This window comes from Vibrio sp. CCB-PB317 (assembly GCF_022808245.1).
Taxonomy (GTDB): domain Bacteria; phylum Pseudomonadota; class Gammaproteobacteria; order Enterobacterales; family Vibrionaceae; genus Vibrio; species Vibrio diabolicus.
Map to the genome: position 1 here is coordinate 810,399 of NZ_JALGNU010000002.1, position 19,680 is coordinate 830,078.

The following is a 19,680-nucleotide window of genomic DNA, read 5'->3' on the forward strand; positions in this document are numbered from 1 at the left end:
TGATTACATGTTTTGATAGCTTGGTCCGCCACCACCTTCTGGCGCTTTCCATGTGATGTTCTGTGAAGGATCTTTGATGTCACAGGTTTTGCAATGCACGCAGTTGGCGGCATTTATCTGAAACTTCAACTTACTCTCAACTTCCACCACTTCGTAAACCCCTGCAGGGCAATAGCGCTGGCTCGGCTCGTCATACATACCCAAATTCACATCAATTGGAATGTGAGGATAAGTCAGAACAAGGTGGCAAGGTTGGTTCTCTTCGTGCTGTGTTCCCGACAAAAATACCGACGAAGGCTTATCAAAACTGATTTCACCATCTGGTTTTGGGTATGTAATTGGTTGGCACTCTTGTTTAGGTTTTAACTGTTCGTGATCGTACGAATAGTCCTTGATAGTCCAAGGTAACGGCTTCTTAACCAGTGGTTGCCATAGGTTATGCTCAAAGGTCGAAAGTGCACCGCCCAGTATGCTGCCAAACTTGTGGATGTTCGCACCAAAGTTACGTGTTTCGGTGAGCTCGTCATACAACCATGATGATTCAAACAATGACTGGTAGTCTGGCTCAGAAGCCCCAGTTTGTAGGGCAGTATGTACTGCTTCTGCTGCAATGATTCCGGACTTCATGGCTGTGTGGCTGCCTTTAATTTTAGCGACATTCAAAGTTCCTGCATCACAACCAATCAATAAACCGCCGGGGAATTGCTGTTTCGGCAGAGAAGAAAGCCCACCTTTTGCAATGGCTCTTGCACCATATGCGATACGTTGGGCACCTTTTAGGTGCTGCTCGATAGCTGGATGATGCTTAAAGCGTTGAAACTCGTCAAACGGGCTTAAGTAAGGGTTGCTGTAGTTTAAATCTACGATCAAACCGACTGCGATTTGGTTGTTCTCCATGTGATATAGAAAACCGCCGCCAGTGGTATTTGTCTCGCTCAAAGGCCATCCAGCGGAGTGGATAACACTGCCAGATACATCCTTGCTGTCAGTGGGTAATTCCCATATCTCTTTTAGGCCAAGCGCGTAGTGCTGAGGTTGCTTGCCTGCGTCTAGGTCGAACCTTTGAATAAGTTCTTTACCCAGATGTCCGCGACAACCTTCAGCAAAAAGGGTGTATTTTGCCTTTAGCTCGATACCTGGCTCAAAGTTAGATTTGGCTTGGCCGTTCTTATCTAGTCCCATATCGCTCGTATTAATGCCTGTCACGGCGCCAGTCTGATCATAATTGATGCTTGCAGCGGCAAAGCCAGGAAAAACTTCCACCCCAAGACTTTCTGCTTGGTTAGCGAGCCAACGGCAAAGGTTGGCAAGGCTAATTACATAATTATTTTCGCCATTTATCATTGGACGTGGCGTAAGGAAATGAGGGACGCGAATATGGTTTTGCTCAGTAGTAAGATAAAGGAAATGGTCTTGCTGAACTGAGGCTGATAGCGGGGCGTCCATTTCTTTCCAATCGGGGAAAAGTTCATCCAAGGCATTAGTTTCAAAAACAGCGCCAGATAAAATATGTGCGCCCACTTCTGAGCCTTTTTCTACAACGCAAATTGAAAGTGCGTCACCTTCACTGTCTTGGTTGAGTTGAGCTAGGCGACAAGCGGCACTTAAGCCCGCAGGTCCGGCTCCCACGATCACGACATCAAACTCCATGCATTCTCGTTCCATCTATCTGCTTCCTTTCTATTATCGTCATCTGCGTGACAGGTTTTTGGTTTCTATACAGAAAACTATAGCTCAGTTGACGTTAACGTGAAGTGAACTAAGCTCAAGTAATGGATCTGACGTGTTATACGAGGCATGACCATGGACGACCGACCATTAGCAACACTTGTCATTGCGGAACATGACAACCAGTCGTTGGCTGTAGGGACGCTGTGTGCAATTAAAGCGGCATTTGATATCAAGGATGATGCTAAATCGCTTCCTATTTCTGTATTGCTTATTGGTTATCAGTGCCAATCGGTTTTGGATGAGTTGAAGTGCGTTAAGGGCGTTGCAGAAATTATCTGGGTTGACGCGAAGGAATACGAGCATGGGTTAGCGGAAAATATAGCTCCTTTGATCTCACAAGTAGCCAAAAATTACTCACACATTCTTTCTCCTGCCAGTACGTTTGGTAAGAATGTGATGCCTCGCGTGGCGGCGTTGCTCGATGTAGGGCAACTTTCGGACGTGATGACCATCGAGTCTATCGATACGGTGATTCGTCCAATTTATGCCGGGAATGCATTGGCTACAGTCACGTCGAACGATCCCTTTAAAGTGATGACCATACGAAGTACGGCTTTTGATGCCCTAGAGCTGTCAGACACACCAGTTATCCCTAAGGTTACTCAAGTCGATACAGTGATTATCAACAAACTTAGTGAGTTTATTTCGCAGCAAACGCCAGAAAGTGAGCGACCAGAATTGCCAGCGGCTAGAGTGGTGGTATCGGGTGGTCGTGCATTCGGGAGTAAAGAGAAGTTTGCTTTAGTCGAACAATTGGCTGATAAGCTAGGTGGAGCGGTAGGAGCGTCCCGAGCGGCGGTTGATGCGGGGTATGTGTCTAATGACCATCAAGTCGGGCAAACTGGTAAAATTGTTGCACCTGAATTATACATTGCCGTCGGAATTTCTGGTGCTATTCAACATTTAGCGGGAATGAAAGACTCAAAGGTGATTGTCGCAATTAACAGCGATCCCGATGCGGCTATTTTTGACATCGCTGACTATGGGTTGGTCGGCGATTTATTTGAGGTGATGCCGGAGTTGCTAGAGAAGCTGTAGATATAATCTGTTCTCTCAAACAAAAGGCTTCCGAACTGGAAGCCTTTATCATTTGGTTTTTACCAGTTACTTTTCGCTCGGGCGTTGCAGGTGTTCTGCAAGCACTTTAGTAAACCTTGCTGCTTCACCACCAGTACAAGCGCGATGATCAAACGTTACGGATAGCGGCATTGCTTTCACCGAAATTGCTTGACCATTTCTTATCACCACTCGGTCGAGTATTCGACCAGCACCAACAATAGCGACTTGCGGAGGTGTGACGACAGGTGTCGCGTAAATGCCGGCAATCGCTCCGAAGTTGGAAAGCGTAATCGTCGCGTGCTGTAATTGCTCTCGACCGATTTTTCTCTCTCTGATCCCTTCAACAGTTTGATCGAGCCAACGACGAACATCCTGTGGCTCGTATTCATCTGCGTGGCGCAATACGGGTACGTACAAGCCATGACGGCTATCTACAGCAATACCAAGGTTAACTGTATTATGCACGCAACGCGTCATGGTTTCTGCATCAAACCAAGCATTTAAAGCGGTCTCTTCCTGACACGCATGAACAATCGCTTGAACCAGACGGATACTGATGTCTTCGTTCGGCAGCCAGTCTTCCAACAACGCTTCTTCTGTAATGGTCACGGCAGCAACGTGCTCGTGTGACTCAGTCATCGAGGACACCATGGTGCGTCGAGCACCTTTCAATACTTCTGTGCCCGGACGCTGTTTTCCGGCTTCGTCGTAAATGTCGGCATCAACGATAAGACCGTTTGGACCACTGCCTGACACGAGATTAAGATCTACCCCAAGTTTTTGTGCCAATAGACGAGCCGACGGTAGAGCAGTAACTAGATTACTCTCAGTCGGGTTGTGATTGCCTCCAATCCAGAAGTCATCGACGTTAACGTGATGCGCTTGATGAGAAACGTTGCCGACAACGGTCGCGGCGTCAGCGGTCTCTTTTTTATCTACCGTTGCCCCGCGCTCTGCGCCAGTTTCGTCAATTTCGAGTAGCAATGCGCCAATATTGACGATATCACCTTCTTCCCCATGGCGGCTGACTACACGGCCCGAGTAGGGGGCGGGAACGTCGACCGTCGCTTTTGCTGTCTCGACAGTTAAGATCACTTGATCCAACTTAACCATGTCACCGACATTAACGTGCCATTTTACAATTTCTGATTCAGCGAGGCCTTCGCCGAGATCGGGTAAGTTAAACGTCTTCATTTCCAATCCTCCACGAGTTCGCGCGCTGCGGTCACAATGTCTTCTTCCTGAACCATGAAATAATCTTCGTTACGGTAATAAGGCATAATGGTGTCCATTCCAGTTACTCGTTTAGGTGGGGCTTTTAGTAAGCACATGGCGTGTTCGGCTGTTCGAGCTAAAAGCTCAGAGCCCACACCACAAGTTTTACTCGCTTCATGAACAACGAGTAAACGTCCGGTTTTTTCTAGTGAGCTGAAAATCGTTGCGGTATCAATTGGCTTAATGCTCGCCAAATCAATCACCTCGACTTCAATCCCTTGACTAGATAAGGTCTGTGCGGCTTGAAGTGACTCTACGACGCATGCGCCCCAAGTAACAAGCGTGATATCGCGCCCCTTACGTAAGGTGAAGCAGGTGTCGAGTGGAAGTGCTTCGCCATTATCAACGACTTCAGATTTTACGGTTCGATAAATGCGTTTCGGTTCGAAGAACATGACAGGATCATTACTTCGAATCGCGGCGAGAAGCAGGCCGTATGCGCGTTGAGGTGAAGAAGGAATCACTACTTTAAAGCCAGCAGTGTGCGCAAATAGCGCCTCTACACTTTCTGAGTGGTGCTCTGGAGCGTGAATACCGCCGCCAAATGGCGCACGGAAAACCGCGGGGCAAGTGAGGCGACCGCGAGTTCGGTTACGCATGCGTGCCGCGTGGCACATTAAGTGCTCCATTGCAGGAAAAACAAAACCTTGAAATTGAAATTCGGCGACAGGTCGTAATCCTTGCGTTGCCATACCGACCGCAACACCGCCGATTAACGCTTCAGCGAGGGGCGTATCGATCACTCGTTTGAGACCAAACTCTTGTTTGAGCCCTACGGTGGCACGGAATACGCCACCATTATCACCTACGTCCTCACCTAACACGACAACATTTTGGTTTTGTTGCATTTCGTGGTGCAGAGCGAGGTTTACTGCTTCAACTAACGTTAGTTCAGCCATGTTTGCCTCCCTGCATTCGCATTGCTTTGTTGATGAGCTCATCTCTTTGTGCATGAAGCTCTTGAGGTAGCGATTCATACAAATAATCGAAACCGGTTTCTGGTGCTTGTGGCGGTAAGCTCAGATAGCGTTCAACAGCTAACTCTACTTGCTCTTTACAGTAATCTAGCCATTGCTGTTCTTGTTCGTCGCTCCAAGCGCCTTGATTAAGGAGATACGTTTTAAGACGTGCGATAGGTTCGTATTGCCATGCGGTTTGAACATCATCTTCTTTACGATAACGAGTCGCATCATCGGCCGTAGTGTGGTCACTCAGTCGGTAACTCACCGCTTCGATGAGTGTTGCGCCTTTCCCTTTTCTCGCTCTCTCAAGTGCGGTCTTGGTTGCATCATAAACCGCGACGACATCGTTACCATCTACTGTAATGCCCGGTATACCAGCGCCTTGCGCTTTTTCTGATAAGAAATCGGCAGCACATTGAAGGCTACGCGGCACTGAAATTGCCCACTGGTTGTTATTCACAACGAAAACAAGTGGAATATTCCAAGCACCCGCACAGTTTATTGACTCTAGAAAATCCCCTTTGGATGTACCGCCATCGCCGCACATGACTAGCGCAGCTTCATGGTTACCTTGAATTTTCAATGCGGAAGCCACCCCGACAGCGTGTGTACATTGCGTCGCAATGGGAACACAGAATGGAAGATCTCGGCTAGGAATTGGGCTGCCCTCAGGAGCAAAATCACTACCGCGCTCATCACCGCCCCAGTATTGAAGATTCTTCTCCATGCCAATACCACGACACCACATTGCAGGCATATCGCGATAATAAGGGACAAATACATCATCGGCTTTCAGCGCTCTGCCGACCGCAATGCCGATGGCTTCAGCACCTAGGTGCGAAGGGTAGGTCCCTAACTTGCCGGTGCGTTGCAACGCAACGGCTTTGTTGTCGTAAGTGCGAGTTAATACCATGTCTCGGTAAAAACCGACCAAAGTTTCAGTGTCAGCCCAGTTGGGTAGTTGGCCGACTAGGTCCCCATGATGGTCGATAAACCGATGCATGGGTAATGCCTGAACGTTCATCTCAAGCTCCTTTTGACGCTGCGTGTCTTTTGGACTGCAGCTGTTCATATCAAACCAGAGTTTGTATGGGTACTCAAACTCTGATATCAGCGCAAAGGCCATACCTAAGGTTGCTTGTGTTTTCTATAGCTGTAGGCATCTGTACGTCCTTTAAACTATTTTTCGATAACACCGCTGCGGCTATTTCATCGCAAGACACAGAGAAACATTTTTTCTGCATCTAACCTCTAACTAAATCGTGGTATAGCCAGATACAATAAGTGTAAACAAATTGTTAAATTGTGCTTCATTTTGACTTTTGATCAGTAGTAAAGTTTTGCTTACACCCTGATTTTGTAGAGTAATATGCTAATTTTTAATTGTTGGCATTTTTAAACTCGAATTTAATTGCTATTGAATGAAACATATTTGCAACAAAATTTGGCTGTAAAATTTGACAAAGTGAGTCATTATTAATGAATCAACTCAAGTAGTTGTTATGTGTTGTATTGAGATTTTTTGTTGTGCCCGAAACTCCGGCCTTATGAGAATACATAACTTCTTCCCAACAGAGTGGAATCAGGGTAGGGTGACGACATTACAAATGTATACCCTCGGCGGTCCTTGAGCTTATCAACAGTAGATGGTGCTCAAGTCGAAGTGATTATGGAGAAATTATGTATCACGCTCATGTTTATTTTCCTTTAAGAGAACAAGATAAAGCGCAAGCCTTGAACGAGATCATCCGTCAAGAGCGTCAAGATGTGCTGCGTGTGTTTCCTTTGGTTGGAAGATTGGTTGGCCCACATAAAATGCCGATGTTTGAAATTCACCTAGAGTCATTGAGTGAAGAGTTTTTGGCTTGGCTCGATACGATTCGAGGTGATTTTTCTGTGCTTATCCATCCTGTGAGTGAAGAAGAGTTGCTCGATCATACGGAACGCGCGATTTGGCTGGGTAGAGAGATTGGTGTATTTGAAGAGAAGCTAGAGAAATAGCTGTTCCTCCCGCATGTATGACCGCTTTGAATGCTTCTCCCCTCATCGCGGTCACCGTAGCAAGTTAGTGTTTTCATGTTCGTTAATAAGTCGCGATTTCCTTTTCTCCATTCTGCAGGCCCTGTTTTTGTGTGCTAAACCTACAAGTAGGTTTTTGAGCTTAAGCATCAAGTGAGACCATGTTTCTGTTTAGCATGTCGTTAAATAAGTTTTGGCAGCAATAAAATAATAAGTTCAGATAAATGAAATAGGTATAGCAGGGAAGTGCAGTTTACGACCCCAACGCCATTGGCAGTGGAGCCGATAATTTCTGAGGGGGAAGGGTATGCTTTCGATACTCTTGGTCATACTTTCACTGTATATATTTTGGTTGTTGTTTCGCAACGGACCTGCATTCGCCGAGCGCGTCGCTCATCAAAAACGTAACTGGGTTGGACCTACAGCCAACAAAGAAGAATGGCGAGGATATTGTACGGATGTATTTCAGCCGTTCAGTTCTCAAACGACTTTTTACGCCATCGCTTATTTTGCGAATTATATTGCAGCAGCAAATGCGATATCTTGGTCAACAGTATATGAAGGGGATTACCCGATCATCATAAGCCGATTTGGTAGCTACTTTATTTTAAATACTCACGATTCACTAGTGGTTGCAGGGTTTATTGCGCTTGCTTTCTTTATCATCAATTGGCAGCTTGCCATGCACTGTTCTGGTATTCTTAGTCAGTATCTAGTGCGGATTCTTATTATCAATCGAACGCGCTTTGTTGCGATTAGCTTAGTGTTTTGCAGTTACTTTGCGTATCTCTTGACAGTTGGTATTTTCTGGTTGTTCCATGACGGTTATTCGATCTGGCACGGGTTAACGCTTACTCCTGTATTCTTATTATTAGCGTTATTGGTTGCGGTTGTTTTGCCATCTATGAAAAAAGAGAGCAATAAACCTTAGATAGACTTGCCACGTTAAATTACACACGATTTTAGGATAGTAATTCCTATGCCATTAAGTTAGCATTGCCGGCTTTTTAACGGTCTACAGGCCCTTATTAGTGGGAGGAACTATGTTTATCGGCTTTGACTATGGCACTGCAAACTGTTCAGTGGCAAAAATGGAATCGGGTGAGCCAGTAATGCTTAACCTAGAAGGGAGCAGTCCATTTATTCCTTCCACCCTTGCTGCACCGACTCGTGAATCGGTATCCGAGCACTTATTTCGCCATCGAGATATTAAACCATTAGATCAAGTTGGTGAGCAGGTTTTACGCCGGGCAATCAATTTAAACAGAGAAGAAAGTATTGATCTCGAATCTGACGACATTGCATTTGGTCAGGCGGCGCTTAATCTCTATTTGGAAGATCCTCGTGATATCTATTACGTAAAGTCGCCGAAGTCTTTTCTTGGCGCTTCTGGCTTGCGTGACATGCAATTGGCTTTCTTCGAAGATCTTGTCTGCGCGATGATGGACAATATTAAGTCGCAAGCCGAAAACGATGCGCAGCAAAGTATTACCGATGCTGTTATCGGCCGGCCAATTAACTTCCATGGGCGTGGCGGTGAAACGGCTAACATTCAGGCTGAACGCATTTTGTTGCGGGCAGCGAAACGTGCGGGCTTCCAAAATGTGGAGTTTCAGTTTGAGCCTGTCGCGGCGGGCCTAGAGTATGAAGCGACACTCAGCGAAGACAAAACCATTCTAGTGGTCGATATTGGCGGTGGTACAACGGACTGCTCGTTGATTCAAATGGGGCCGTCTTGGCGTGGCAAAGCGGATAGGACCGCAAGCTTGTTAGCTCATAGTGGCCAGCGCGTCGGCGGGAATGATCTTGATATCGCGTTAGCATTTAAGCAGCTCATGTTCCCGTTTGGCATGGAAAGCAAAATGGAGTCAGGTATTGTGATGCCGACCACCCAATTCTGGAACCCGATAGCAATCAACAATGTAGAAGCGCAGAGTGATTTCTATTCGCGAGAGAACCTATCCGCGTTGAAGTTGCTTCAAAAGCAGGCTCAAGAGCCAGAAAAGCTTGCTCGTTTGCTAGAGGTGTATCATGAGTCTTTAGGCTACAACATTGTTCGCCGTGCCGAAGAAGCGAAAGTGGCGCTTTCAGAACAAGCTTCTTACCGAACTGGCATCAACTTACTGTCAGAACTGATTGAAGTCGATGTGCAACGAGACGAAATGATCGAAGCGATTCAGTCGCCGAAGAATAAAATGACGGCGTTGGTGACAGAAGCGGTAGAGCAAGCTGGGGTGAAACCCGATGCTATCTTTATGACTGGTGGTACGGCACGCTCGCCAATTTTGCGCGATGCGGTGCAAACCGTACTGCCAAATATTCCGGTTGTCAGTGGAAATTATTTTGGCTCGGTAACTGCTGGCCTAGCTCGTTGGGCTGAGGTCTGTTTCAAGTCGAAAGAAAACTAATTGCGCTATGGGCGCATTGTTACCAAATTTATGACTTCGCTTAGGCTTATCAAATGATGGTTGGAAGACTTCGCTGAGAGATTGAGTTTCATGCGAGTAGGGAACCTTGTTAGGGTTCTTAAATCTTTCAATGTCATTCTGAACAATGAGGGACGAGCGTGATTCAGAATCTATTGTCCGAGCATGCTGTTATGTATATGACTTCGTCTCGCTAAGCGCTACTCGCTGCCGTTATTCTGAAGAATCGGGTTATGATCTATCGGAATAATGATTTTTACTAAGCTGAAAAAATGCCCGCTAAATCAGCGGGCATTTTTGTTTACGTCATTAATGGTGCATGTGTTTTTCCATGTGACCTTGTTTTTCAACCGCCATTTCTACTTCCACTTTACCCGCGTTTTTGAATGTTAACGTCATAGGGAAGCGGTCACCTTCTTTGAGCGCTTGTGTTGGATTGAAAATCATTAAATGGAAGCTGCCTGGCTTAAACAACACAGAGTCATTGGCTGGAACGCGCACTTCGTCAATCTTAATCATTTTCATCACACCATCTTCTTTCTTATGCGTGTGAATTTCGACATGTCCTGCGATTGGGCTTTCTGCTGCGATCAATGCATCTTCACTGTCACCGTGGTTGGTTAATTGAAAAAAACCACCGATAACAGGTGCGTTTGGTGGCGCTTCGCGGCTCCATGGATGGTCGATATGAATTTTTCCTGCTTCATAATCGTGCGCTAAACTCAATGGGCTAGCGATGACAGCAATAAGCGCGATAGCGGCGGTTTTTAATGATTTAAGCATGTGTTTTTCCTTTTGAATGAATAGCTTCTCTGAATGGACAACAAACAGAGTCATCGTTATTTTTGAATAAAGTTGTCAATGATTAGATGCCTGTTAGGCAGGAAAAACACTCGGCGGAGAGTGCTTAGGCGCGATGTGTTTGTAAACGAGCCTATCGCATTTTGAAAATCGGTAAGGCGTCAGGGCATTCTTGACTCGGCGCAGCCAATGGATGGTAGTCAGGTATAGCCCAATCGCAACCAAAAGAAAGAATTGAACCGCTTGAAGAAGCGGACACTCAAACTGAAAGCCTTCATGTAAATTAAGATCTTGAATGAGCGTAGAAGAAGGTTGAGCGTTAGCTTCAATCAGCGTATTGATGTCCACCCATTTGAAACCATCTGCGGTACACAGTAAGACCTTTTCACTTTGAACTTTGTTAAGCCAGGTTGTGCTGTGAACTTGTGTTGGGTTAAGAGTCGCTGTGGACGCTAAATACAACTGAAACAACACCGCGATAATAACCGCAATAGCGTGCAAGCGATGGTGTTTATGCTGTATTAGAGTGTTTTCCATACAATTGAGTGCTTATCTTCTTCGGCGCGGGATACTAACAAATTAACCAAACAATGTAATTATCAGTTTACTAAAAGGTGATGCAAGTGTGCATTATTTGTTTTATTGCCTATTTTTAACGCTTTAATAGCTTGGCTTTTTACGATTTAAAGCAACGTGTTACGGCAGATGGCATGTCTTGATTCGGCTGGCATTCATAACCTCCAATTCAGCTTGTCTGTCTTGCCTAGTCGCTTTTGAAGATACTGAATTAATCTCTCTTATATGTCACTGAAACTTCGGTTAGTGGGTGCCGAAGTGATGTTTTTACGTGCTAGATTTGGCTGATATCGATTCAAAATGCACACCGAATCTTCACTTGTTTTCCATTAACGGAATTATGACAGTAATTTAATAAAGGATACGGTATTCTGCGCTCCTTTGTACATGCCAGAACGTCCGTCCTACTTAGTCGGAGGGGCGATTAATCTTAAGAAATTTCTCAAATGAAATACGAACAACAGATTGGATATCGATACCCTAAAGGTCGATTTGCCATGGTGAGTGTATACGCATTCACTGGTGCTGCGATTTTAGCATCGACTATTTTTTCTCTATTGCTGTTTTTGTCGATCGACGAAAACCCGATGATGCAAACCTTATTTGGTGGTTTAGCGATTATTTTTGAAGCGGGTAAGTTCTACGCTTGGTATGAATACGGTGAGCGCCGAGCCCATCGCAACTATACAGGGGCGGCCACCGCTCTCGTGTTTTATTTAGTCTTAGCTGCGATCTCCATTGGCGGTAGTATTGGTGGCATTAACAGTGCAACAAACAGCGCACAAAGTCATATTTCGGTAGAGCAGGCGAAAGTGGAAGCGTTTAATCGCCAAATTGCGGCAATCGATAAACAGATTGAGCTCAACAATATGGCAGCGCAGAAATACATCGAGATGGAGCGTATCGCGACCGGTGTAACTCGCATTCAGGAGCAAAACAAAACCTTACGCGAAGAGCAGCAACGCTTGGCTATGGAACGTGATAGTTTGCCACCGGTCACGCAAGGCTCAGTGATTGGTTTGATTGATAGCCTAGCCAACGCATTTGGTACCACCTCTCAGCAAGCTCAGCTTGGCTTGGTTGTATTTCTTTCGATTCTGTTGGATTTCTTTGCTGCATTTTTTGTCGGCCTGATTGGTGAAGAGCAACGGTTCAGACATTTCTATCGCCGAAATGAGGGCATGATACTGAAAACGGTTCGCGATATCGATCCAGAGCCAGCGGGATATCTTCCTCATATCAAAGAGGAAGAAGAGCAAGAAATACCAGTAACGCCGGAGCCAGAAGAACCAAAGGAACCGAAAACGTTGTTAGAGCAAGTGAGCGATGCACTTAAAACGCATCAAATTACGTGCACAAAAAAAGCCGTTGCCAAACAATTTAGGCTATCTGCGGAAGAGGTAGACAAGGTGTTTGAGGAATTGGCAGAGCTCGGTTTAGTGGGTAAAAAAGCCAACCACCATTATCATTGGATAGGTCAGACAGAGGCCGCATAATTGGTTATCAATTAGAGATCGGAAAGAGCGTCAATCGGCGCTCTTTTTTTACTGTAAGGTTTCGCTACTAAAGTGAGCCAAAAGAAGAGAGAGGATTTAAAAATAGAAAAACAAAAAAGTGCCACCGAAGTGACACTTTTTCTTTAGCGTAGAAGGGATCAGTTGTCGTAAACGTCCAACTCCACTTCACGGGCAATATTTTGGTCGTTGATGATTACACCATCGACTTCGACACGAGCACCATTTAGGTTAAGTTCTTCGATGCCTTGGAAGCGTGTTTGTGCATCAATCACAACGGTAGTGTTGTTTAGCAATTGATCTGCGTCGTTTTCGCAACGCTCGATGTCAAATGTTCTTGCTTCAGCATCGTAGTTTGATACGTATCCTTCACATTCAAATTCTTTACCTTGCCATTGGTTGTTATCGTCAAAGTCTGGTTGCTCAAACTCAATAACGGTAGCGATGCGTTTGCCATTTTTCATGACAGACGTTACTTCCACTTCTCGGCCTTGTTTTAGGTTCGCTTTGCTGCCATCTTCAAATCGTGTTGCGTTATCGATGAAGAATGCACCTCGGTAGTTTAATGAGAACTCACTGTAATCATTTGCAACCCAAGTCACGATGCCTTCCACATCGCTGTCATTGCTTATGACGTCGTAGCCTTCAACTTCTACCTCATTTGCCATGAAGATGCCGTTTTGCATTTCACCTTCTACTTCCACCCATTGGCCGATGCTAAGTTGGCTAATGTTGTCGTAAGATACGGTTATATTTGTACCAAGCTTAAACGTGCCAGCATTTTCATCGATACTAGTAATGCGACCTTCCAGTTCGTAGTAGCTTCCAAGAGTTGGGTAATCGTTATCTACGTCGATTTCGACCACAGACAACACTCGATAACCCGCATCAGCAGTCGGCAAGGATGACACCATCACCCAGTCGTTGATCTCTATATCATCACTTAAACCGTCAAACTGCAGATCTACGCCGTTTACCGCAAATGTTTTCTTCACATAATCAATTGCTGTAACACGTCCGGTAATGGTTGGCTCAAGTGTTACTAAGAAGCCATCGTCAGACGCTTTACGAACATCTGTTCCTACTTGAACCATCATTTTTGGTTCTACATCGGCCAATTGCATTGATGTATCGCCATAAACCACCCCAGACACATGGTATGTATATCCATTGACGGTTAACGTGTTTTCTTCAGCGTTGACCGCTTCAACAGAGCCAATCGCTACACTTGGTTTCACTACTGGTTGAGTTGGTGTGCTATCGCTATTGCTGCCACCACCTGAACCACCACAACCAGACAATGCCAAACCTACTACAGAAATAAGAGCGAGTTTTTTCATTGTATTAACCTCAATTTACGAGCTAGTTTAGGAAATTGCCTGTATCTTATTGGGCATATCGTGAAGAGATCGTGAAGAAATGTGATTTTTATGAAAATTTTAATTGTAGATGACAACCACAATGTCTCGGAGACGATTGCGGACTATCTTGAGCTTGAAGGCGTGATTATCGATTGTGCGTATCATGGTGAGGCCGCACTGAAGTTAATCGAGGATAATCATTACGATGTAATCATCATGGATATCATGATGCCTAAGCTCGATGGCATTAGTACGGTACAGAAACTTCGACAAGATCAGCTCTGTGGAACTCCAATCCTCTTCCTAACCGCAAAAGATACGTTAGATGACAAAATCGCGGCATTTAAAGCGGGAGGCGATGACTATTTAATGAAGCCATTTGCGATGGAAGAGCTTAGTTTGCGTGTTCATGCTTTGGCTAATCGCGGTCCAAGGCAAGATATTGGCACGCTCAAGTTTGCGGACATTTGTTTAGATGCGCGCACAGGCAAAGTGACGAGAAAAGACAAAGAAATTAAGCTGAGCCGAATTCAAACCAAGATTTTAAAGTTACTTCTCCAACGTGCTCCAGCATCGGTTTCGCGCACAGAAGTGATCGATAGTGTGTGGGGAGACGAACCACCCGGAAGTGATGCACTTCGTAGCCATATTTATGGTTTAAGAACCGCGTTAGACAAAGGTTTTGAAGAATCACGATTAGAGACTATTCATGGACAAGGTTACCGACTTAAAGCATAACGAATATCCAAGTATTTATCGCAAGATCCGTTGGGGTTTTGGGGTGATGACGCTTGTGATGTTTACTCTTTTTTGGTCGCTGATTTATGTGGCAGAAAACAAACTTGAAGTGCTGAGTTTACATCACTGGCTTGATACTGAAGCTGCGCTTTATAGTGAGAATTTCGAGAAACAGGGCTGGGATGCGCCATTGCCAAACGTATTGGAGTTCAACTCATATTGGAGTGAAGCACCGACACCGGATTGGTTGCTCTCTTTTACTTCGCCCGGTTTTTACGAATATCTGCTTGGTGAAGAAGACAAACACTTTGTCGTATTGAAACACCCCTCAGGGAAGGGGCTTATGTACATTGTGTTTCAAGATGACTCCGATGATTACCTCGACGAATACGAAAGTTCGCTGCATCAGTTTACGCTACTGCTCGGTGGCTTATTTTCATTTGTTATGGTCGGGTATGGCATTTATATGGTGCGAATATTGTCTCGACCACTAGCGCAAATCGAAGACAAAATCAGCCAAATGTCACCGGATCAACCCGCTTTCCAAGTTGAAACTAAGTTCAGCGAGACACGCCAAATAGAGCAAACTTTGCTGGATAATAAAAACGATATCGCAGGCTATTTCAAACGAGAACAAGAATTTAGTCGTTTTGCATCGCATGAGTTGAGAACGCCAATCATGGTGATCAAAGGCTCAACAGACATTCTAACGCGTATTCCAGAACAACCTCGAGTCGCGCAAAAAGCCATCGCGAGAATGCAGTCAGCTTGTGAAGAAATGCGCGTACTGACAGAAGCGTTTCTCTTGCTCGGTAAAGAGAAAATAGAGCCTCAGCATTACGGAGAGCATCAGCTTCTTACTTGTTTACAAAAACAACTGGAAGAGCTGGCTCCTTTATTTGCCAAGCAAGATTCGAATTACTCTTTGCACGAACAACATAGTGGTGTCGTGAATGCACCAGAGAGTTTTGTGACCATTGTAATCAACAATCTGATTAAAAATGCCTTTAGCTATAGTGTGGGAGATATTGAGATTGAGTTGGATGGTCATGCTCTTAAGATCCTGAATCGTCACGATGGTAACGAGACGTACAACGCTGGTTACGGTTGTGGTCTTGTTATCGTACAACGCATATGTGAACGGATGGGATGGGCGTTAATACTGGACGATGATGGTGTTCGATTTAGTGCGAAAGTGGAATTCCGTTCCTAGCTTTGTGCGTCTAACCCACAGTCAAACAAGAAAAAACTGGAATTTGAATTAGACTGAAGTTAGTGAAGCGGAAACTCGAGGAACCGTTATGCTCTCTTATCAGGTCAGCCGAAGTATTGAAATTAATAAGAATCAAAGTGAAATTATTGGCTATCTCAAGAACTTCAATAACTGGCCAAGCTGGTCACCATGGATCATTCTTGAACCAAGCTGCGAGCTGACATTCAGTGATAATCAGGGCCACGTTGGGGCTGGTTATCAATGGAATGGTCAGCGTATTGGGACTGGCGCGATTGTACTGGAAAGTACTCAAGAGCATCGATTAGATATGGAGCTGCATTTCTTTCGCCCAATCAAGAGCCATGGAAAGGTGACTCTAGTCGTGACGCCGTCACAAAATGGCTGTTTAGTCGAATGGCAAATGCAATCACGCGTTCCTTGGTATCTGTTCTTTTTGAAAAGTATGTTTAAGTCGATGATAGAGATGGATTATCAACGTGGGCTACGCATGCTCAAAAGCAAACTTGAAACCGGGCAAGTGCTCTCAGACTTGGTTGAAATTGGTAATCGAACCCTGCCTCAGGTTCACTACATCGGAATAAAAGGCGAGGCCAGCATTCCAGAATTAGGTCCGGTAATAGAAGAACAAGTTCAACAGTTAAAGCAGATAGTTGATGACAAGGGCTTATCTGTGAACGGCGAGTTATTTTGTTATTACCAGTCGATGGATATGCAGAAAGGCACGTTTGAGTTTATCACTTGCTTGCCACTTGATAACGCAGTAACTGCGCCAGAGGGAGCGGTTTCCGGTACCATACCTGAGAGTGAAACATTTGTCGTCGAGCACCGTGGGGAATATCAGTTTTTGGGAAATGCATGGGCTTTAGCGATGAACTTGGTTCGTCAGAGTGGTATGAAAGCCAAAACCAGTCCATTAGGGATTGAGCGCTACTTAGATAACCCGCAAGAAACCACGCAGGATAAACTAAGAACCGAAGTTATTTTATTTAAGAAATGACAGGCGTTGCCGGACACGCTCCCCTAAATATCATGCTAGTTCCGTAGTAATCTACAAAAGAAAAAGAGGGTTTCTATACCCACCTATAAAAATGCCTCAGCAATTGCCGAGGCATGGTTTTATCAGCCAACTTCTCTTGCTAGAGAATTATTGTGCACGGTACTTACCGCTGTTTAGTTCAATTTTAGACGCTTTTACCCGGCTGTCTGCGTTTAGATAGTCGCTAATGCTCAGTAGATCTTGATCTTGAGATGCTTTTAACACCGCAGATTCTCCCTCTGCGAAGACAACTTCCAGCTTTAGCTCTTTGGCGACCGCTTTCGCTTCGTTAGGGTTGTTTACCGTGATGTAAACCAGTCCAGTGGCCTTGGATACATTGCTAAATGCATTCTTAAACACTTCATCACCGGCTTGAAGCTTTACTTCTTCGGATAGGCTCCTAGCTGTACCCGTTTGCACCTTGCGATAATCTTGGCCATTAATCTCAACCGCTTCTGAAGGCACGAACAGTTCAGGTGCGGGTTGTTGAGAGAGTTGTTGCTCAGCGTATGCGCTAGCCGTCATCATAGAAAGAGCCAGCATAGAAAATGATATGTATTTCATGTAATTGACTCCTTAGTGTCCAAAGATGCGCATCGACCAGTTCTTAATAACACCTGGCTGAGTGTTGTTTGCCATCGGAACATCATAGATGGTTGAAGAGTTAAAATATGCAATGTAAGAAAAGACTTCGTCGCCATTCGTATCGATTGCTCGTAATGTCCATTCGCCTTTTGCATCTTCGCCATAGAACTGGTTAGACAACATTAATTGGTCTTTGTAGCCAGTAATCGTTGGGTCAAGAGATTGACCAACAAGACCATTACGTGGTGTTTGCAAAACGGAACGAGTCCCTGATGGCGAAACGAGCTCGATAGCTAAGTCGGGCAGGCGAGAGTGGTCTAATGTCAATTTCACTTGAACGGATTCTACCTTCAGATCATCGGCAATAGCGATACTTGATGAACCGCCAGCCAGACTCGCATCGGGTACACTGACTTCTTTAGCATTATTAACCCAAGGCGTAATAACTTGAGGCGGTAAAACACGATTCGTCATGCGAGCACGTTGCATTGCTTCATCCAAATCGACAGCGCCGAAGCCATAAAAAGTATGGAAATCTACGCCTGCAGCGTTTTTCTGCCAAGGAGAAATGGCCTCGTAGCTAACCTGTTCACCTTTGTGGTTAGTAAATTCAAGTTGTACGCCTGGATGCGTTTTATCCGTTACTTTTGCTGTCTCTGCTAGCAAAGCACGTACATCACGAGCAGAAAGTGCATGATTCGTGGACATGATTGCCGCGATGGCACCGGACGTGTTTGGCGCAGCAGACGAGGTTCCGTTCATTGTACTGGTATAGTTACAGTTCGGGTCTAGCTCCGTTCCGCCGTGTAAGCCATTGATACCAAGTCCGTCGCTGGTATTTTGCCCTTCTTCACAACCCATCAAATCGGTGGTGACCATGGCAGGGAAGTCTTGCCCATATTCACCTGCTGGTGCGGCAACCCACACGTTAGAGCCCACCGATGAGTAACTCGCTCGCGTGCCATCCGCACGTAGTGCACTGGTGATTAAATTAAAATAGTTGGCGTTGTCATAAGACTGAGCGGAGTTGTGCATCGGCAAGCCTTGGTTGTCTCCACCAGCAAAGAAGTTACTTGGTAATACGAAGAATCTTCCCGCATTGAAATAGCGATAACCATTGCCTGCTGACTTAACAAATACAGCACCGCGTCCCCATGAGTTACTCTCGCTGACATTTTTTATCACGTCCATTTCAAGTTTAAGTTGAGGATCGCTTTCATCAAAAGTTATTGGGTTGATCGGGCTGAAACCGTAGCTTTGGTTAAATACACGAACATCGCGTGTGGCTGGATCCATGCCGTGAGAGATTAGCCAGCCTTCTAATGTCTGGTTGGCTAACCAGTTAAAACCAATAAGAGAAGAGTGAGAAGCAACACCGCGTCCACCTTCACCATTGTTGCCGACTGCGCTGATCAAACCGGCGACAGCAGTGCCGTGACCATTGGTATCAACCGGATAACTTAATGGGAAAGAAGAGTCTTCGACGAAGTTTCTGCTACCTGTAACTATATTACCTGCAAGATCTGGGTGATCGATCTGCACTCCAGAATCAATGACCGCGACTTTTACACCAATACCCGCAATACCCATTGCTTGAGTGAGCTTGGTGTTTAGGTCGTTCCCAGCAACAGCTGGGTTAGCTGCAAAAGCAGTTTGCCCTGTGTTGTCTAAGTGCCATTGTTCAGAATAGAGTGGATCAAACGCCGAGACGGCAGGTGCAATGCCTACTGCCAACATAGCAGCAAATAGGCGGTTAATGCGTATTTCCATTTTTGACCTCATGTCTTTGTTTGGAATTTTTTAGCTCCTGTTTCATATTCCTCTAACAGGAATAAACAAAGCTAACGACAAAGAATAAGGACGAAAACCATTTACAACTTGTTTACGTCAAAAGTTCGACGAACAACATGAGTCAGTGTTAATTCACTGAAATTATAGGGTTTTTTAATGTCGAATAGCGCATGCATGAAAAGTAAAAAGCAGAAAATACGGTCGTACTGTCTGCTTTGAGAGGAAGGATTATTTAGTTGAAGCTGGTTGAATTGTCGCCATTGGTTTCTTCGGTTTGGCCTTTTCTTTGGGTAACACGTTATCAATCCACTTTTTGATGTATAGCTTATTGAACTCACTATCACACCACTTCTTGTTTAAACCACGTCGGTTAAACTCAGCGCCAATCGCAACTTTGGTTTGGTTGGTTGCACGGTTGTAGTAGAGGGTCTCGCACAACTGAGTGTTACTCATTTGCTGGGCATATACGTTAACACTGCTGCTGCGCATTCCCAGTTGAGAGGCTTGATGGTTACTACACGCAGTGAGAAGTGCAGGCGCAAAAATAGCGATGGTTAGGATTTTTTTCATTT

General features: G+C 45.2%; 18 protein-coding genes. 8 read left to right on the forward strand and 10 right to left on the reverse strand.

Features of this window, described 5'->3' with window-relative positions:
• Nucleotides 1–3: 3 nt before the first annotated feature.
• A complete protein-coding gene (locus MTR11_RS12750; protein WP_243327779.1) occupies nt 4–1,665 on the reverse strand; it encodes an electron transfer flavoprotein-ubiquinone oxidoreductase in 1,662 nt (553 codons plus the stop codon).
• 138 nt (nt 1,666–1,803) lie between these two features.
• Between MTR11_RS12750 and MTR11_RS12755 the strand changes: the two genes are divergently transcribed.
• Entirely contained in the window at nt 1,804–2,769 is a 966-nt protein-coding gene (locus tag MTR11_RS12755; protein WP_243327780.1) for an electron transfer flavoprotein subunit alpha/FixB family protein, read from the forward strand.
• Between the two features lie 66 nt (nt 2,770–2,835).
• Here the strand turns inward: MTR11_RS12755 and MTR11_RS12760 are convergent, their stop codons facing one another.
• Genes MTR11_RS12760 through pdhA form a run of 3 tightly spaced genes read right to left on the reverse strand, consistent with a single transcriptional unit; the run spans nt 2,836 to nt 6,051 of the window.
• Nucleotides 2,836–3,984: a dihydrolipoamide acetyltransferase family protein gene (locus MTR11_RS12760; RefSeq protein WP_243327781.1), complete on the reverse strand. Its 1,149-nt coding sequence runs from the start codon at nt 3,982–3,984 to the stop codon at nt 2,836–2,838.
• Nucleotides 3,981–4,964, reverse strand: a complete 984-nt coding sequence (locus MTR11_RS12765; RefSeq protein ID WP_243327782.1) for an alpha-ketoacid dehydrogenase subunit beta — start codon at nt 4,962–4,964, stop codon at nt 3,981–3,983. Before MTR11_RS12765 ends, MTR11_RS12760 begins: the two co-directional genes overlap by 4 nt.
• On the reverse strand, nt 4,957–6,051 hold the full coding sequence (gene pdhA / locus MTR11_RS12770) for a pyruvate dehydrogenase (acetyl-transferring) E1 component subunit alpha (protein ID WP_243327783.1): 1,095 nt from the start codon (nt 6,049–6,051) through the stop codon (nt 4,957–4,959). The genes MTR11_RS12765 and pdhA overlap by 8 nt, the downstream gene beginning before the upstream one ends.
• 656 nt (nt 6,052–6,707) lie before the next feature.
• Between pdhA and MTR11_RS12775 the strand changes: the two genes are divergently transcribed.
• The 3 genes from MTR11_RS12775 to yegD all read left to right on the forward strand — a co-directional run bounded on the left by MTR11_RS12775 (nt 6,708) and on the right by yegD (nt 9,454).
• Nucleotides 6,708–7,028: a DOPA 4,5-dioxygenase family protein gene (locus MTR11_RS12775; protein WP_005375836.1), complete on the forward strand. Its 321-nt coding sequence runs from the start codon at nt 6,708–6,710 to the stop codon at nt 7,026–7,028.
• Between the two features lie 325 nt (nt 7,029–7,353).
• Nucleotides 7,354–7,977 (forward strand): hypothetical protein, encoded by a 624-nt coding sequence (locus tag MTR11_RS12780; RefSeq protein ID WP_243327784.1) that lies wholly within the window; start codon nt 7,354–7,356, stop codon nt 7,975–7,977.
• A gap of 112 nt (nt 7,978–8,089) precedes the next feature.
• On the forward strand, nt 8,090–9,454 hold the full coding sequence (gene yegD / locus MTR11_RS12785) for a molecular chaperone (RefSeq protein ID WP_243327785.1): 1,365 nt from the start codon (nt 8,090–8,092) through the stop codon (nt 9,452–9,454).
• Nucleotides 9,455–9,781: 327 nt separating this feature from the next.
• On the opposite strand, the gene MTR11_RS12790 is transcribed toward yegD, so the two are convergent.
• Together MTR11_RS12790 and MTR11_RS12795 are read right to left on the reverse strand one after the other, a co-directional pair.
• On the reverse strand, nt 9,782–10,255 hold the full coding sequence (locus MTR11_RS12790) for a copper chaperone PCu(A)C (RefSeq protein WP_046875325.1): 474 nt from the start codon (nt 10,253–10,255) through the stop codon (nt 9,782–9,784).
• 93 nt (nt 10,256–10,348) lie between these two features.
• On the reverse strand, nt 10,349–10,810 hold the full coding sequence (locus tag MTR11_RS12795) for a hypothetical protein (RefSeq protein WP_065646681.1): 462 nt from the start codon (nt 10,808–10,810) through the stop codon (nt 10,349–10,351).
• Nucleotides 10,811–11,295: 485 nt separating this feature from the next.
• On the opposite strand from MTR11_RS12795, the gene MTR11_RS12800 reads away from it, so the two are divergent.
• Nucleotides 11,296–12,345, forward strand: a complete 1,050-nt coding sequence (locus MTR11_RS12800) for a hypothetical protein (protein WP_047009268.1) — start codon at nt 11,296–11,298, stop codon at nt 12,343–12,345.
• A 158-nt stretch (nt 12,346–12,503) separates the two neighbouring features.
• Here the strand turns inward: MTR11_RS12800 and MTR11_RS12805 are convergent, their stop codons facing one another.
• Nucleotides 12,504–13,703: a DUF5666 domain-containing protein gene (locus MTR11_RS12805; RefSeq protein WP_243327786.1), complete on the reverse strand. Its 1,200-nt coding sequence runs from the start codon at nt 13,701–13,703 to the stop codon at nt 12,504–12,506.
• A 90-nt stretch (nt 13,704–13,793) separates the two neighbouring features.
• Between MTR11_RS12805 and MTR11_RS12810 the strand changes: the two genes are divergently transcribed.
• The 3 genes from MTR11_RS12810 to MTR11_RS12820 all read left to right on the forward strand — a co-directional run bounded on the left by MTR11_RS12810 (nt 13,794) and on the right by MTR11_RS12820 (nt 16,693).
• On the forward strand, nt 13,794–14,462 hold the full coding sequence (locus MTR11_RS12810; RefSeq protein ID WP_243327787.1) for a response regulator transcription factor: 669 nt from the start codon (nt 13,794–13,796) through the stop codon (nt 14,460–14,462).
• Nucleotides 14,434–15,675, forward strand: coding sequence for a sensor histidine kinase (locus MTR11_RS12815; RefSeq protein WP_150918057.1), 1,242 nt, complete (start codon nt 14,434–14,436; stop codon nt 15,673–15,675). The genes MTR11_RS12810 and MTR11_RS12815 overlap by 29 nt, the downstream gene beginning before the upstream one ends.
• A gap of 88 nt (nt 15,676–15,763) precedes the next feature.
• Complete coding sequence (locus MTR11_RS12820; RefSeq protein ID WP_243327788.1) at nt 15,764–16,693, forward strand: SRPBCC family protein; 930 nt, start codon at nt 15,764–15,766, stop codon at nt 16,691–16,693.
• A gap of 147 nt (nt 16,694–16,840) precedes the next feature.
• Here the strand turns inward: MTR11_RS12820 and MTR11_RS12825 are convergent, their stop codons facing one another.
• From MTR11_RS12825 to MTR11_RS12835, 3 genes are all read right to left on the reverse strand, one after another.
• Nucleotides 16,841–17,296 carry a hypothetical protein gene (locus MTR11_RS12825; RefSeq protein ID WP_012842506.1) on the reverse strand — a complete coding sequence of 152 codons (456 nt, stop codon included), beginning with the start codon at nt 17,294–17,296 and terminating at the stop codon, nt 16,841–16,843.
• 12 nt (nt 17,297–17,308) lie between these two features.
• Nucleotides 17,309–19,087 carry a S8 family peptidase gene (locus MTR11_RS12830; RefSeq protein ID WP_046875333.1) on the reverse strand — a complete coding sequence of 593 codons (1,779 nt, stop codon included), beginning with the start codon at nt 19,085–19,087 and terminating at the stop codon, nt 17,309–17,311.
• Between the two features lie 249 nt (nt 19,088–19,336).
• Entirely contained in the window at nt 19,337–19,678 is a 342-nt protein-coding gene (locus MTR11_RS12835; protein WP_012842508.1) for a hypothetical protein, read from the reverse strand.
• Between the last annotated feature and the right edge of the window lie 2 nt (nt 19,679–19,680).

Bases quoted from the DNA above. Each gene is read 5' to 3' on its own strand.
- MTR11_RS12765 (WP_243327782.1), bottom strand. From the start codon at position 4,964: ATGGCTGAACTAACGTTAGTTGAAGCAGTAAACCTCGCTCTGCACCAC.
- MTR11_RS12755 (WP_243327780.1), top strand. From the start codon at position 1,804: ATGGACGACCGACCATTAGCAACACTTGTCATTGCGGAACATGACAAC.
- MTR11_RS12825 (WP_012842506.1), bottom strand. From the start codon at position 17,296: ATGAAATACATATCATTTTCTATGCTGGCTCTTTCTATGATGACGGCT.
- MTR11_RS12760 (WP_243327781.1), bottom strand. From the start codon at position 3,984: ATGAAGACGTTTAACTTACCCGATCTCGGCGAAGGCCTCGCTGAATCA.
- MTR11_RS12815 (WP_150918057.1), top strand. From the start codon at position 14,434: ATGGACAAGGTTACCGACTTAAAGCATAACGAATATCCAAGTATTTAT.
- MTR11_RS12790 (WP_046875325.1), bottom strand. From the start codon at position 10,255: ATGCTTAAATCATTAAAAACCGCCGCTATCGCGCTTATTGCTGTCATC.
- MTR11_RS12800 (WP_047009268.1), top strand. From the start codon at position 11,296: ATGAAATACGAACAACAGATTGGATATCGATACCCTAAAGGTCGATTT.
- pdhA (WP_243327783.1), bottom strand. From the start codon at position 6,051: ATGAACGTTCAGGCATTACCCATGCATCGGTTTATCGACCATCATGGG.
- MTR11_RS12750 (WP_243327779.1), bottom strand. From the start codon at position 1,665: ATGGAACGAGAATGCATGGAGTTTGATGTCGTGATCGTGGGAGCCGGA.
- MTR11_RS12830 (WP_046875333.1), bottom strand. From the start codon at position 19,087: ATGGAAATACGCATTAACCGCCTATTTGCTGCTATGTTGGCAGTAGGC.
- MTR11_RS12810 (WP_243327787.1), top strand. From the start codon at position 13,794: ATGAAAATTTTAATTGTAGATGACAACCACAATGTCTCGGAGACGATT.
- MTR11_RS12775 (WP_005375836.1), top strand. From the start codon at position 6,708: ATGTATCACGCTCATGTTTATTTTCCTTTAAGAGAACAAGATAAAGCG.
- MTR11_RS12820 (WP_243327788.1), top strand. From the start codon at position 15,764: ATGCTCTCTTATCAGGTCAGCCGAAGTATTGAAATTAATAAGAATCAA.
- MTR11_RS12835 (WP_012842508.1), bottom strand. From the start codon at position 19,678: ATGAAAAAAATCCTAACCATCGCTATTTTTGCGCCTGCACTTCTCACT.
- MTR11_RS12780 (WP_243327784.1), top strand. From the start codon at position 7,354: ATGCTTTCGATACTCTTGGTCATACTTTCACTGTATATATTTTGGTTG.
- MTR11_RS12795 (WP_065646681.1), bottom strand. From the start codon at position 10,810: ATGGAAAACACTCTAATACAGCATAAACACCATCGCTTGCACGCTATT.
- MTR11_RS12805 (WP_243327786.1), bottom strand. From the start codon at position 13,703: ATGAAAAAACTCGCTCTTATTTCTGTAGTAGGTTTGGCATTGTCTGGT.
- yegD (WP_243327785.1), top strand. From the start codon at position 8,090: ATGTTTATCGGCTTTGACTATGGCACTGCAAACTGTTCAGTGGCAAAA.